Annotated in this window: 10 protein-coding genes; 1 reads left to right on the top strand and 9 read right to left on the bottom strand. The window is 54.4% G+C overall.

Features of this window, described 5'->3' with window-relative positions; genetic code table 11:
• Positions 1-128: 128 nt before the first annotated feature.
• From pdxA to MFFC18_RS00775, 9 genes are all read right to left on the bottom strand, one after another.
• Entirely contained in the window at positions 129-1,073 is a 945-nt protein-coding gene (gene pdxA / locus MFFC18_RS00815; protein ID WP_075082696.1) for a 4-hydroxythreonine-4-phosphate dehydrogenase PdxA, read from the bottom strand.
• Positions 1,074-1,213: 140 nt separating this feature from the next.
• Positions 1,214-1,966, bottom strand: a complete 753-nt coding sequence (locus MFFC18_RS00810; protein ID WP_075082648.1) for a YebC/PmpR family DNA-binding transcriptional regulator — start codon at positions 1,964-1,966, stop codon at positions 1,214-1,216.
• Positions 1,967-2,054: 88 nt separating this feature from the next.
• Positions 2,055-3,011, bottom strand: a complete 957-nt coding sequence (locus MFFC18_RS00805) for a hypothetical protein (RefSeq protein WP_075082649.1) — start codon at positions 3,009-3,011, stop codon at positions 2,055-2,057.
• 64 nt (positions 3,012-3,075) lie between these two features.
• On the bottom strand, positions 3,076-3,618 hold the full coding sequence (gene rbfA / locus MFFC18_RS00800) for a 30S ribosome-binding factor RbfA (RefSeq protein ID WP_075082650.1): 543 nt from the start codon (positions 3,616-3,618) through the stop codon (positions 3,076-3,078).
• A gap of 76 nt (positions 3,619-3,694) precedes the next feature.
• A complete protein-coding gene (infB, locus tag MFFC18_RS00795; protein ID WP_075082651.1) occupies positions 3,695-6,667 on the bottom strand; it encodes a translation initiation factor IF-2 in 2,973 nt (990 codons plus the stop codon).
• A 269-nt stretch (positions 6,668-6,936) separates the two neighbouring features.
• On the bottom strand, positions 6,937-8,286 hold the full coding sequence (nusA, locus tag MFFC18_RS00790; RefSeq protein WP_075082652.1) for a transcription termination factor NusA: 1,350 nt from the start codon (positions 8,284-8,286) through the stop codon (positions 6,937-6,939).
• A gap of 52 nt (positions 8,287-8,338) precedes the next feature.
• A complete protein-coding gene (locus MFFC18_RS00785; protein ID WP_075082653.1) occupies positions 8,339-9,436 on the bottom strand; it encodes an ABC transporter ATP-binding protein in 1,098 nt (365 codons plus the stop codon).
• 311 nt (positions 9,437-9,747) lie between these two features.
• The gene (folD, locus tag MFFC18_RS00780; RefSeq protein ID WP_075082655.1) at positions 9,748-10,623 is read right to left on the bottom strand and encodes a bifunctional methylenetetrahydrofolate dehydrogenase/methenyltetrahydrofolate cyclohydrolase FolD; all 876 of its coding nucleotides are present in this window, start codon (positions 10,621-10,623) and stop codon (positions 9,748-9,750) included.
• Between the two features lie 151 nt (positions 10,624-10,774).
• Entirely contained in the window at positions 10,775-11,557 is a 783-nt protein-coding gene (locus tag MFFC18_RS00775) for an SRPBCC family protein (protein ID WP_075082656.1), read from the bottom strand.
• Between the two features lie 185 nt (positions 11,558-11,742).
• On the opposite strand from MFFC18_RS00775, the gene MFFC18_RS00770 reads away from it, so the two are divergent.
• Positions 11,743-14,634: an NAD-glutamate dehydrogenase domain-containing protein gene (locus MFFC18_RS00770; protein WP_075082657.1), complete on the top strand. Its 2,892-nt coding sequence runs from the start codon at positions 11,743-11,745 to the stop codon at positions 14,632-14,634.
• Position 14,635 lies beyond the last annotated feature (1 nt).

The raw sequence follows: 14,635 nt of genomic DNA, 5'->3' as shown, positions 1-14,635 counted from the left end.
CAAGGCCGATGAGATCGTGCAAGTCTGGGACAGACGTGCCTACTTCGGTTTGGACCTGCAAGCCTGGAACAGACTTGGCTACTTCATGACTTGGCTACATCTGTGTGTCGCAAATCTGGCACGCGCATCTATCCCGCGCTTTTGATTGCAAGGTCGACGGCAGCAACCAGGCTGGACACGTCGGCGATCCCCTGCCAGGCAATATCAAACGCTGTGCCGTGGTCAACGCTGGTACGGATCATCGGCAAGCCAAGCGTGACGTTCACTCCGGTGTCAAAATTCAATGCCTTGAATGGAATCAAAGCCTGATCGTGGTACATGCAAATATAGCAGTCCGTGCTCTCGCGGCGTGAAGGCAAAAACCCGGTGTCGGGAGGCAGCGGACCATCGATCTGAATTCCTTTCGCGCGTGCAGCTTCAATCGCAGGCGCGATGATCAGCTCTTCTTCCCTGTTGCCGAACAGGCCTTTCTCACCGGCGTGTGGGTTGAGCCCCAGACACGTCAGCCGGGCAGGGCGTTGCTGGATTCGCTGGATCGAATCCGCTGCCAGTTCGATCACCTCGACAATTCGATCGGTCGTCAGCAACGATGGGACTTCGTCGTAGCCAACATGAGTCGTTGCCATTGCCACGCTGAACGACGGAGCGTACATCATCATGCAAAACCGATCGGTGTCGCATCGATCAGCGAACAGTTCCGTATGGCCGGGATAGCTGATGTTTGCCGCGTTCCATGCTTCCTTATTGATCGGATTGGTGACAACCGCGTCGACGGTCCCGTTGAGCGCTGCGGCGATAGCCTGATCGATGTAGTCGAACGATGCCTGACCGCAGGCTGCTGAGACTTTGCCGGGGACCACGTCTTCCTGCAGCGGATGCTCTTCGACCCGGCAGTGTTCGGGCAGTTGCAACTGAAGCTTTTCAGCCGCCGCATCGAGCACTTTCGCCGTACCGTAGATGATCAAAGAGCAGCGATCAGCAACGTTCGTTTCCGCCAGCAGTCGGGCACAAAGCTCCGGTCCGACGCCAGCAGGATCACCCATCGTGACTGCGATTTTCGGAAGCTTGTGCATACGATGATTTCCTTTTTTGCGGCTCACTCGTGGAGCGGCTCACTCGAAGCCGCGGTCCCGCATTGCGAAGCGCTACAGACTGCCGGACCGATTCCGGGCGGACACGACAAATTTAATCAGGACCGTTGATGTCGGAAAAACTATTCGTCGCCGACTTCCGCCATGACTTCGTCGCTGATGTTGAAGTTGGCAGAAACTTTTTGCACGTCGTCGTGATCGTCCAGTGCGTCAATCAGTTTCAGCACTTTCCTCGCACCGTCGGCATCAAGATCAACGGTGTTTTGAGGAATCTGCGTTACCTGAGCAGAAGCACACTGAACCCCGGCTTTCTCCAACGCATCGCTGACGTCGGAAAACACGTCCGGATTGCAGGTGACTTCGTAGTGACCATCGTCGGTCGCGATGTCTTCCCCGCCGGCTTCCATTACAACTTCCATCAACGCTTCTTCGTCGATCTTTGACTGCTCGATCAGGAACAGACCCTTGCGGTCGAACATGAACGAAACGCAACCTGTGGTTCCGAGTTTGCCACCGTGGTTTTCGAAAAGCTTTTTGACTTCAGGAGCCGTCCGGTTTCGGTTGTCTGTCAGGATATCGCACATGACGGCAACACCATCCGAGGCATAGCCTTCGTAGATGAACTCTTCGTAGTTGTCACCTTCGGTTTCACCAGCACCCTTTTTGATGGCGCGGGCGATGTTATCTTTGGGCACAGACGCAGCCTTGGCATCTGCGATCGCGTTTCGCAAACGTGAGTTACCGTCCGGATCGGGACCACCCATCTTTGCTGCAACAATGATCGCCTTGGAGAGCTTGCTCCAGATCTTGCTGCGTTTTGCATCCACCGCGGATTTGCGATGTTTGATGTTGGCCCATTTGCTGTGGCCTGCCATGACGGATCCTCATGCGAATGTTTGACGAAATTCCTGATTCGGCAGGAGCCAAAACCTCCCGCGATGACTTGCGATTGGATCGAGCAGCCTAACGAGGCTTTTTCTTCGAAAGCTTTTTCGAGCTCGACTTTGACGCTTTCTTTTTGGTTGCCTTGGTCGTTTTGGCCGAAGCCTTTTTCTTCGCAGAAGCTTTGGCTTTCGGAGACGCCTTGGCAGCAGCTTTTTTGGCCGGAGCCTTCTTCACAGGTGCTTTGGCTGTCGACTTTTTAGATGGAGCTTTGGCAACTTTCTTGGTTGGCTTGGCCGGTTCTTTCTTGGGTTTCTCAGCAACTTCTTCTACCGGTTCAACACCCAATTTCTTGCCGCCGCGTTTTGGAAACCGTTCCTTGGCGTCGGGCGCGACTTTCAGAATGATGTTGCGAACGTTGGAGCTGAACGGTGACGAAGTGAATGCGACCGCAAGTTGATGCACCAGAACACTGAACTCGACGCCTTTGGCTTTGGGAATCGTTCGCTCCAAACCGGTGATCTTTCGGTTGCGAAGTTCCTTTTCCGAGATCGCGCCAATGGCGTACATCAGATTCATGAAGCTCTGGTCGATCGGAATCGAATGGCCTCCAAGACCGTTCTGTGCGGTGTAGGAAATCGTGAAGGGAGAAACGCCGGTGAAAGTTTCCATCGACTGAACCGCGCGGCCAAGGTTTTCCTTTTTAAGAAACTCAAGGTCGAACTGGTAATACTTCTCGAACACGCCGTGCAGTGATTTTTTGACGCGTGACCCGGCCGCGGCTGGATCGCTGAGCCCTTTCATCAGACTGGCCAGTTCCTTGCGAGTCGTCACACGGACTTCGTTCCAGTCATAGAAGTTTTCCTGCAGCTTTGCGAACGCTTCATCTGCGGCTTCGAAAGTCGAGTCTTCGAGGACGGCGCCATAGACCATGTGCTCCAGAACAGTTCGGTTCGACGGAGTCGCGATCGGCGAATATTCCTTTTTGACAACTTTGTGAAGTTTGGTGAGCACGTCACCGCGATTTTTTGAAGACATTGATTATCAGTTGGGTTTTGGGTCTTGTTTCGACTTCAATCGATTTAGCCAGCGGCGAAGCAGGCTACATCTGGTTGTCCTGTTTGTCGGTCGACGTTTCAATTTCGGAATCTGCGTCGGAGTTGTCCTCGGTGTCCGAATCGGCGTCGAGTCCTTGAGCGTCAACCGAGCCGACGTCTGTCTGGTCGTCAGCCTCAACGGTCTCCACGTCTTCGGATTCCGCATCGGCAGATTCGTTATCAGCAGACTCGTTATCAGCAGACTCTTTAGGCAGGACTTCCTCAAGAATTCGCGTCACCATCATCGCGTGCTGCATCCCCTTATCGAGGCTGAACTGGATTTTAGGCGTGTACCGGGTATCGATTCGTCTACCGACCTTGGACTGCAAAAACCCGGCGGAGTTCTGCAATCCCTTGAGGCAGAGATTCTGCTTGGTTTCATCGCCCATCACCGAAACGTGGACTTTCGCCATACGCATATCAGGAGAGACTTCAACGAACGTCACGGTGACGTCACGAACCCGTGGATCTTTCAGGTCGGTCAGAATTGACATACTGACAACTTCGCGGATCGCCTGGGCTGCTTTTAGGACTCGGCGGTTACTCATGGTAATTTCGCATCAAGGCTGTAGGGCCAACAATGAATCTGGTTTCGAACATTTCGAGGCAGAATCAAAGCGAGCACTACAACGTTCGTGCAACCTCTTCGATCCGATAAGCTTCCAGCGTGTCACCTTCCTTGATGTCGTTAAATCCATCGAGTTTGATACCGCATTCCATCCCGCGTTGGACCTCTTTCGAGTCATCCTTTTCACGCTTGAGGGATTCGATGGGATAGTCACCGATGATGGTGCTGTCGCGGATGACACGCATGCGGCATTCTCGTTGAATCGAGCCACGCATAACGCGACAACCGGCGATCGTTCCGGTCTTGCTGATGCTGAATGTTCGCAGCACCATCGCCATGCCTTGCTCGACGATCTGTTCTTCGGGCTTGAGCCGTCCTTCGAGCGTCGCTTTCAGGTCATCCGTAATCTTGTAGATCACATCGTAGCGGCGAACCTGTGCTCCGACCTCTTCCGCCAACGAGCGGGCGTTTTCATCAGGAACCACATTGAACGCACAGATAACGGCTTCAGAAGCTTGAGCCAAACGAACGTCAGCAACGGTCACGCCACCGACAAGCGCCTGCACAATCTTGATGCGGACTTCCGGATGATCGATTTTGCCAAGCTCTTTCTTGATCGCTTCGATCGAACCTTTCGTGTCGGCACGAAGAATAAGATTCAGCGTAACAATCTCTGCATCCGAAGGAGCCAGACGACCCATTTCCAGTCGACGAGCCATCTCTTCGAGCGAGACCATCACAGAACCCGCAACGTTCTGTTCGTGTTCCGCGTGACCACGTGATTCGGCGATCTCACGAGCTTTACCGATATCATCGACCACGTAGAGCTTCTCACCTGCACCCGGAGGGGTGTTAAAACCGGTCAGGTTCACAGGCGTGGATGGACCGACTTCTTCGAGACGGATGCTTGGCTTGAGCGTATCGTTCATCGATTTGACACGACCGAACGAAGTACCGCAGACAACGACGTCTCCGATCTTCAGCGTTCCACCCTGAACCAGAACCTTACAGACGACACCGCGATCGGACTGCTGCTCGGACTCGAGACAGGTTCCGTATGCCGGACGGTCAGGATTGGCTTTGTATTCGTGAAGCTCAGCGGTCACCAGGATGGTTTCCAGCAGGTCGTCGAGGCCTTCTTTAGTGATGGCACTCGTTTTGACAACCTCTGTTTCACCGCCCCATTCACTTGGTAGCAACTCATTGGCCGCAAGATCCTGCATTGCCTTGTCCGGAGTAATTCCTGGCAAGTCACACTTGTTCAAGGCGACCACGATTGGAACTTCAGCCGCCTTGGCGTGGTTAATCGCTTCTGCCGTTTGCGGCATCACGCCGTCGTCGGCGGCAACAACCAGAACGGCGATGTCCGTCACATTTGCACCACGAGCACGCATTTCGGTAAACGCTTCGTGACCCGGCGTATCGACGAACGCAATCTTGTGACCGTCTTTTTCGATCTGATAGGCACGGATGTGCTGCGTGATCCCGCCAGCTTCGCCTGAAACGACATCGATACCGATCAAGGCGTCGAGCAACGAAGTCTTACCGTGGTCAACGTGGCCCAGGAACGTCACAATCGGGGGACGTGGAAGCAAATCGGCTTCCGCATCTTCGATCTCGAACTCGCTCAACACTTCGTCTTCGAGAGAAACTGCAGCGCGAATCTCAACGCTGACTTCAAAGTGATCCACCAACACCTCAACCATCTCGTCCGACATGTGAGAGTTGATGTTTGGATTCGATTCGTCGCCCATCTGCTTGATGGTCAGCAAGGTCTTGATCGCCGGAACGCCAGTGGCTTCTGAAAATTCACGAACCGTACAAGGCAACTGCAAAACGACGCTGTCTTTACGTGGAGCCGCAGTATTTTTGCCAGACTTCTTCCGAGAACCCGGCCGGTGATACGAACGCATCCGCGAAGGTCGTCCACCCATCCGACGATTGCCAAGCGGCGAATTCCCAAAACGTGACGGGCGCTTTTTCTTCGCACTGTCATCGGTTGTATCTTCCCCAAGCCGACCCTTCTTTTTGTCTTTCCGTTTGTCCTTCGTAAAGTCCTCCAGCGGAGCAGTACCGCCGGCCTGAATCGTGCGGCGAGCGTCCTGTGGAAGCGCGATATCCGGCTTCTGAACCTTTTCAGTCGGAGCCGAAGCCGTCGGCTGTTTAACTTCCGGCATGGCCGCAATGTTGAACTTGGGACCTGACTTTTTCTTGACACCTTTTTTCGGCGAGCCATCACCATCACCTCGCGAAGGACCGTCAAGGTTTCGCAGCGGTTTGTTGGCATTGTTGTCGCGACGTGGAGCCAGCGGATCCTTGGCAGCGGCAGGACGCTTTCGGGTCGAAGTGGTTGCGGACGCTTCTCGCGATTCCGTATTGGCGATCGTCGTCTTGGCCGCCGTCTTTTTCGTCGCGCCTCGCAAACGCTCAAGCAACCCGCCAACTTTTGAGGCAGGTTTCTTTGCCGGTGCAGCCTTCGCTTCGACCGGCACCTCTTCAGGCTTCGATTCGGCAGCAACCTCGGCAGGCTCCTCAACTTTCGCTGGAACCTCTTTGACCTCAGCGACTGGCTCCTCCTCAGGAGCAGCCTCAGCTGCGACGGCAACCTCTTCCTCAGCCGCCACCTCGACCTCGACATCGGCTTCTACTGAAACCTCCGCCTCAGCTTGCCCTGAATCCGCGACGTCTACCGGTTCTGCTTCGCCGACCTCTGTCGACTCGACTTCTGCGTCGACAGAATCCGTTTTCGATTCTTCAGGCGCACGTGTAGCCGGAGCAGTTTTGATTTCTGGCACCCGGGTATCAATCGATTTTGCCGGGGGTCGTAGAGGGGCAGGCTCGTCGTCTACCGTTGCGGTTTCGACAGCACCGCTATTCATATAGGCCTTAACGGCCGAAACTTCGTCTTCTTCGAGACTCGCTAGCGCAGAACCCTTCCCCTTGACTCCTGCTTTTTCACAGAGTTCAAGCAATTGCTTGTTATCAAGCCCCAGTTCTTTTGCAAACGCGTAAATGCGTACAGCTGGCACGTGGTGCGACCTTCTCTTTGTAAATTCAAGCCCAGTTGCGGCCTTACACCGACGGCAAGAAAACTTGAATCATATTGGCTAAAAATCCTACATAAATCGTCCTTTCGGTCCTGACTGTTTTGACGAACCGATCGCGTACGATCAGCCTCGCAAGACAAAGACAAGTCAAGCACAGACGCTCTATAATCAACCGATGTAGCGACACTGACTTGCATCAGATCGCTCCCATCGAATTGCTTGTAAACGAAATCAGAAAAACACATTGCATCTTACGAGCTTGTGCTTCCGGTTTCGGTTTCCGTATTCGCATCGGAATCACCCTCGGGTTGTGTTTCCGTTTTTGTTTCTTCTTTGGCGGCTGCCGCAGCAGCAGCTTTTTCAGCTGCCTCCTGCTTCTCAGCCAACTCTTTTGCGGCCTTATCAGCGGCACGTTTCTCACGAGCCAACTGCTTTTCACGCTCATCGATCGCTTCCTGCTTCAGAGCTCTCTCTTCAGCCTGGGTCACGATGTCGTCAACCTGCTCTGGAGTCAGATTTCCCAACTCCATGAGGCGATCGGGCTCGATAACCTCCAAATCATCGTAAGACAAATACCCTTGACCGACCAGTGCATTTGCCAATTCATCCCCAATTCCGTCGATTTGACAAAACTGCATAGTCGCCTTCTCAATTTTCTGTTCGAGCTCGCCCTGGGTCGTTATTTCGATATCCCAGCCGCATAATCGGCTTCCAAGGCGGACGTTTTGCCCCCTTTTACCGATTGCCAGCGACAACTGGTCGTCACGGACCAGCACGATAGCTCGGCCAATCTGCTCGCAGAGGATGACTTCGTCGACTTCTGCTGGCTGCAGAGAATTGGGGATCATGACCTGCGGATCATCATCGTATCGGACAATATCAATACGCTCGCCAGCCAATTCATCGATGATCACCTTGATTCGGTTGCCCCGAACGCCAACACAGGCCCCGACGCAATCGACCCGGGAATCGATACTGCTGACAGCTACTTTCGAGCGATAGCCGGCCTCTCGCGAAATCGCGTTGATTGCGATCACGCCGTCTGCAATCTCGGGAATCTCGCTCTCAAACAAACGCTGAACAAACATCGGACGCGTACGGCTGAGGACGACTTTGACGCGGCTTCCCTGAGCTTTGACCTCTGTCACGAGCGCACGAATCCGCTCATTCGGCTGATGGCTTTCGCCAGCGATCTGCTCACTGCGAGGCAGGATGGCTTCAACTGGCCCAAGCGTAACCGTGGTGACGCGCCCCTCGTTGCGGTGAACGGAACCGGTCACGACGTCGTTAATGAGCTCATTGAACTCGATGATCAGAGCGTCGCGCTCCGCTTCGCGAATCTTCTGGATGATGACCTGTTTGGCGGTTTGAGCTCCGATCCGCCCGATGACTTCCTCGTGATCCAGCTCTTCCTGGCCGATCCGACCAAAGATTTCGCCCGTCTGACGATCGATCATGAACTCGATGTCAGCCTCTTCACCGAAGTGCTTTCGCGCTGCAGTCAACATGGCTGATTCGATTGCGACAAAGACCATCTCTTTTTCAATGTTCTTGTCGCGATGCATGGAATCGACGATTCGCAGCACTTCGTGGGCATTCATGTTGTTCTCCGGTCAGTAGTTCTAATTGTATAAATTGTCATCCAAGGTCGATTTACTCCGCCACTGACTTGATCCGTTGTTGAGACGCATCAAACCACATCAACCTTTCTTCATCCACCGATGCCTTGATTGGGTCACCCGGCCGAAATTCTGTTTCCGCATCGCAGCGGGCAACCAGTCGGGCACCTTCCAATTCATCAGCGTCCATATAGACCAACGCGTGGTCCCCAAGTCGCTCAACTTCCCGGACTCGTGCCCGAAAACTCAACGCCCCCCCGGCTCCTTCCTGCTTTCCGCTCACACCAACATGCTCCGCCCGAAAACCGAAAATTTCGGCTCCTGCCGGTGCAAGCATCGACGCCAGCAACGCTTTTGGCAAAACATTGACCGGCACGCTGCCCACAAAGTTCGCCACGAACAGATTGACAGGACGCTGATAAACCTCCAGCGGCTCCCCAACCTGCAAAACCTTCCCCCGATCCATCACAGCCAATCGGTCCGCCAGCGCCATGGCCTCACGCTGATCGTGAGTCACATAAAGCACCGGTTTCCCAAGGTCGCGAAAGACCTGCCGAAGCTCGATTCGCAGTTCACCAGCGAGCCGAGCGTCCAACCGGGACAACGGTTCATCCAACAAAAATGCCGCCGGATCCCGAATCATGGCTCGCCCTAATGCGACCCGCTGTCGTTCCCCGCCGGACAACTGGTGTGGCTTGCGATCGAGCAAAGGCTCAATGCCCAACCTCTTCGCCACGCTTCCGATACCCTCAACGATCCTCTCCGGCGAACTGTTGGCGTCCACCGAACCTGACCTGAAAGCTCTGCTCCAAAATCTTCGTCTGTTTTTTAGTCCAAACGACAAATTGCCTCGTACGGACATGTGCGAATACAACGCGTCGCTCTGAAACATCATGGCAACGTTTCGATTGGCAGGAGCAACACGAGTGACATCACTCTCCCCCAACCAAATCGAACCGGCCGTTGGATCTTCCAAACCAGCCAGCAGCCTCAACGTCGTGGTTTTGCCACAACCGCTGGGGCCAATCAGCGCCATCGTTTCTCCATTTTCAACTCCGAGCGACAGCTTATCAACCGCGACAGTTCCATCCGGAAACGTCTTCGTCACCGAATCGAATTCGATCGCTTTCATTTGCAGCCAATCAAACTGTGGCTGAAAAAAAACCAACCGTCAAATCGCGATAAACGCGTGCAACGGTTGGAGATGATTCATCAGCCCGGAATTGGAGCCGCCCCTGAAGGATGGCTCAATTTGGTAAAGATATCCCTGTCAGACTGCGTGGTCAACGGCAGAATGTTCGCCAAACTGGCGATTCAGTCATTTGATCGGCGTTGGCCAACCTTCAGTCGTGAGACACCTGCGAAAAATCCAAATTCGCAGCAGGCATCACTGAAAGGTCCCTGAAAGGCCCGCAGGACAACCCCGCAGCCGATCGGCACCTGTTATTGCTGCAGCCGCGCCGCCTTGAGCGTGTTGTCCAGCAGGATCGTCACCGTCATCGGACCGACGCCGCCGGGCACTGGCGTGATCCGCGAAGCGACTTCTGCAGCGGAATCAAAGTCAACGTCTCCGACCAGCCCGTCGTCAGTGCGATTGATACCCACGTCGATCACGACGGCTCCCGGCTTGATATGCTCAGCTTTAATGAACTCCGGTTTGCCAATTGCGGCGATCAGGATGTCAGCCATTTTGGTGTAAGCCACCAGATCTTTCGTACGACTGTGGCACAGCGAAACCGTCGCGTTGGCGTACTGCGAACCAAGCTCGGAATCACGCTGCGCGAGCATCAACGCCATCGGCTTGCCCACAATGTCGCTGCGCCCGACGATGCAAACGTTTTTCCCGCTGGTCTCGATGCCCGAGTTCGCCAACAGATGAATGATGCCGAACGGGGTACAAGGCAGAAACCTTGGCCGACCCTGCGACAGCAGTCCAACGTTCTCCGGATGAAAAGCATCCACGTCTTTCTTTGGATCGACGGTGTCCAAAACTTGCAGAGCGTCGACTTGATCGGGCAACGGAAGCTGGACAAGGATGCCGTGGACTTGCGAGTCTTCGTTGAGCTTTTGAACCAGACCAACAACCTCGTCCGTGGTCGCACTTGAGGGCAACCGAAACAGTTCGCTTTCAATGTTCGCTCGCTCACAGGCCCGCTCCTTGTTGCGAACGTAAACCTGACTGGCCGGATCGTCCCCAACAAGCACTGCCGCCAACTTGGGCTTCACACCAGTCGCGTCAAAGAACTGACCCGCGGCGGTTCCGATTTCAGCCTGAATTTTCTTTGAGATCGTTTTGCCATCGATGATCTGAGCGGTCATAGATTCTGTTCAATCCTGAGTTTGAGCAACAACCGCACAAGACGGCGATTCAATATGTGGCGATTCGATTGCGGTGTCTCGAAGTGCGTCGCCTCGAAGTGCGTCGCCTCGATGTGCTTTGCCTCGATGTGCGAGGCCAAGCCCTCATCCGCTAACGACCGGTTCCAAAAAGCGACTCGAAATTCCGCTCGCCATCTTTTGGCTTGTTGTCCACTTTGCCGTTCACAGGACCGAGTACTTGATCGATCACTGACACGCCAGTCGATTTCGGCTGGGCTTTCGGATTCGGTTCGTTTGCATTGTTGCCACTCGACGGCGACGTCACAACCGGTGCTTCATCTTCACCTTCGTCTTCATCTTCAGCAACTTCATCGCCCAATTCGTCGAACTCTTCGATGTCGTCGCCAAGCTCAACTTCGCTTTCAATGAGAGCCTTCAGTTTGGCCAGATCGTCAGCCATCGTCACTTTGGAATTGTCGTCCTGCAACGCAAACAGAAACTGCTCCAACCCGGATGCACTTTTGGTCAAACGATAGAGAAGGGTCGTGCCGCCGATTTCGTTTTCATTGAGCTGAAACACCAGCGTGTTCGTCAGCCCGCCTTTCTTTGACTGGATCGAAATCGCTTCGGGCGGCAGATACCTGAGCACCGAATCTTGCCAGACGGTTTCTTCGCCATCTTCGAGAACGACTCGCGACAAACGCATCGCCTCCGATTCGCTATCGCCCGAGTATGGCCCGGCCGAGAGGACGTTGCTTGCCCACTGACTGATTCTTTCGTCGGATGCCAGGTACGGAAACACTTGCCTTGGACTGGCTTCGATCGAAATACGACTCGAATGCTTCAATGACTCGCCACCCATGATCCAGGCACTCACTACCGCGAGCACGGCCAGCCCAAACAGAAACAATATGATTTTGGTAAAGAAAGACATCACACGATTTTCGACAAGCCAACTTCGTTGCGAACACGACCGCAATGTACCACGAAAAAGCCATCGCTCTGTGATTGATCCGGGAATCTGCCACCATCGGGAAACGACAGCCCGGACAATCGACAGATCTTGCCACAGCGGCTAAAAAAGGTCATCCCTAACGCTGTCATTTTCCTGCCTGGCCTGTGACCGAATCCAAGAACAATCCGCCCACCGGTTTTGACCACCCGCAGATTCAACAGCTACGTGCGGAGATCATCAACCAGATGGATGATCGAATCGCGGATTCGCTGCAAAAGCTTCCACGCGAATATTTCCAACAGATCCCGCGCGAAGACCACCTGCAACACTTCAAGGCGCTCGTTGCAATCAAAGTCTGCGATATCCGCCAGGAGATCACCATTCGGCACCGCAACGGTCGCCGCATCACAATCGTCTCGCACCAAAATCACCCGGGCCTGCTCGCTCGCCTGATCCGCGGGCTGCCGAAAGAACTGCCTCTCGTTGGGGCAAAGATTTTCACTTCGACCGACGACGATTTTATTGTCGACGTTTTCGACTTTCAGCACGCGGACTCCAACAACGAAGTTCGTTCTGACCGGACGTCGGAGCGGCGGAAGAGCATCATTCAAAAAGTGGCTGACCAGACCGGAGCCGAAAACTGTGATGTGGAGACGTTTGTCGATCGCTACCATCACGAACACGAAATCCTTGGGTCGCCAGAAGAGCTTTCGCATCAGTTCCTGGCGTTTCGCGAAACGGCTCACATCAACGACATTGTGGTGCTATGCGGGAAAGCGAAAGACGGCCTGCTGAAGGTAACCGTTTCCGCGGCCAGTTCGACGACTCGCACGATGTTCGAACGAGCCGCTGACTTTTTCGGGCAACGCAAAATCAATATCGTCAAAGCCATCTGCGAAAATGTGATGTTCCGCGAGACGATCCCCGTGGCGTTGCTGACTTTCGACGTGCAAATCGACGAACCAGTGAATCCGGAATCGCTGGCTCGCGACATGGAGCACTACCTTCGCGTTGATCCTGAAGCCATCAAACTGCTCGGCGATTCGAGCGACATCGATTTGCAGACGGCGGAACTTTTCTGCTGCCTGGCGAAATTGACCCAGCACGCGATCAACTTCTGTGAAGCTTTCGACGTTTCCGCCGAGCGAGTTTTACGGACGATGCGGAAACACGATTCGATGACGTTGCAGTCGATCCGCTACTTCGTATCCCGTTTTCGAAAAGACGACCCGGAAGAAGCGCCTCCAGAACATGCGTTGCTCAAATCGATCGCCGACCCCAAAGAACGCACGACGATGCGGACGCTGTTTGGATTGGTGCATCGGATCGAAAGAGCCAATCTGTGCGTCGAGCGGAAACGTTGCATTGCGTTTCGGCTGCCTGGGGAAGTGTTCGAAAACCTGGACCATGGCAACACACCGTTCGCGATTTTCTACGTCTACGGAAACGGATTCGATGGATTTCACGTTCGCTTTCGCAACGTCGCTCGCGGCGGAATGAGACTCGTGCCGACTCGCAACGCTTCGCATTATCTGTTCGAGTCCAATCGCGTGTTTGAAGAAGCCTGGCGACTGGCGACGGCGCAGCAACTCAAGAACAAGGACATCGCGGAAGGTGGCTCGAAAGCGGTCGTCGTGATCAAGCCGGACAATTCGGCAGAGCGAGCGGGTCGCGATTTCGTTGACGGATTGCTGGACCTGCTGTTGAACATCGACCAGACAACGGCTCGCGATCTGGACTCGATCGGAGAGGAATATCTCTATCTCGGTCCGGACGAAAACGTGACGAACGACCTGATCAACTGGATCGTGGATCACAGTGCCGAACGTGGCTATCGTTTTCCGGCGACGATCATGAGCAGCAAGCCGTCGACTGGAATTAACCATAAGGAGTTCGGTGTCACCAGCGAAGGCGTGCTGATTTTCCTGCGCCAGTCGCTGATCGAACACGGCATCGATCCGGACAAGTCACCTTTTACGATCAAGCTCACTGGCGGTCCCGATGGAGACGTGGGCGGCAATGCGATTCGCATCCTGATTCGCGACTATCCGAATACGGCCCGCATTGTGGCAGTGGCTGATGGCACCGGAGCAGCCAGCGATCCTGACGGTCTGAACCTGGAAGAGCTTTTGCGACTGGTGGAAGCAGGGCAGGGGATTGCCAGTTTCGATGCGGGTCAACTTTCGGCGCAAGGATCTGTCACAGGACTGGGTTCCGAAGCCGAAGTCACGCGTCGCAACGAACTGCACAATCAAATCAAGGCCGATGTGTTTCTTCCGGCGGGAGGTCGGCCTTCGACGATCAACGAAAACAACTGGCACCGTTTTTTGGATGGCGATGGCGTTCCCTGTTCCCCGATCATCGTTGAAGGCGCGAATCTGTTTATCACTGATCCGGCGAGGAAGCTGTTATCCGACTCGGGCGTGGCGATCGTTAAAGATTCCTCGGCGAACAAATGTGGCGTGATCTGCAGCAGCATGGAAATCATTGCAGGCATGTTGCTAACGGAAGAACAGTTCCTGGCGATCAAGCCGGACTATGTTTCGCAAGTTTTGCAGACGCTGTGTTCGCTGGCCGAAATTGAATCGATCAGCCTTTTCAACGAGCGCTCCCGGATGCCGGACCTGACGCTTCCGGAAATCAGCGTTCGAATCAGTGAGCAAATCATTCGTGTCGCGGACATCATCGACAACTCGATTGGCGGCTGGACCGCGGATGAACAACGTCTGGCCAACGAGTTCATTCGGGCTTACCTACCCAAATCGCTGACCGACACGGCGGGCGATGAACTGTTCGACCGATTTCCGAAAACGTATCGGCGGCAGTTGATTGCTTCGATTCTTTCCAGCCGCATCGTGTACCGCGAGGGCTGTCAAAATCTGGAATCGATGCGTGAGGAAACGCTGGCTCGGCTGATTCGAAACCACCTGGTCTATGAATCGAAGGTTCGCACGCTGTTGGCGACGATCGAAAGTTCCGACCTCGCGGACAAGCAAACCATCGCTGCGATCGTGGAACATTCCGGGGCACGTAGCCAACGCGACTTGCGGCTGTAGA

This window comes from Mariniblastus fucicola, from assembly GCF_008087665.1.
GTDB lineage: Bacteria > Planctomycetota > Planctomycetia > Pirellulales > Pirellulaceae > Mariniblastus > Mariniblastus fucicola.
The sequence above is the reverse complement of the archived record's forward strand: the minus strand, read 5'-3'. Positions and strand labels throughout refer to the sequence as shown.

Bases quoted from the DNA above. Each gene is read 5' to 3' on its own strand.
- pdxA (WP_075082696.1), bottom strand. From the start codon at position 1,073: ATGCACAAGCTTCCGAAAATCGCAGTCACGATGGGTGATCCTGCTGGC.
- MFFC18_RS00810 (WP_075082648.1), bottom strand. From the start codon at position 1,966: ATGGCAGGCCACAGCAAATGGGCCAACATCAAACATCGCAAATCCGCG.
- MFFC18_RS00805 (WP_075082649.1), bottom strand. From the start codon at position 3,011: ATGTCTTCAAAAAATCGCGGTGACGTGCTCACCAAACTTCACAAAGTT.
- rbfA (WP_075082650.1), bottom strand. From the start codon at position 3,618: ATGAGTAACCGCCGAGTCCTAAAAGCAGCCCAGGCGATCCGCGAAGTT.
- nusA (WP_075082652.1), bottom strand. From the start codon at position 8,286: ATGAATGCCCACGAAGTGCTGCGAATCGTCGATTCCATGCATCGCGAC.
- MFFC18_RS00785 (WP_075082653.1), bottom strand. From the start codon at position 9,436: ATGAAAGCGATCGAATTCGATTCGGTGACGAAGACGTTTCCGGATGGA.
- folD (WP_075082655.1), bottom strand. From the start codon at position 10,623: ATGACCGCTCAGATCATCGATGGCAAAACGATCTCAAAGAAAATTCAG.
- MFFC18_RS00775 (WP_075082656.1), bottom strand. From the start codon at position 11,557: ATGTCTTTCTTTACCAAAATCATATTGTTTCTGTTTGGGCTGGCCGTG.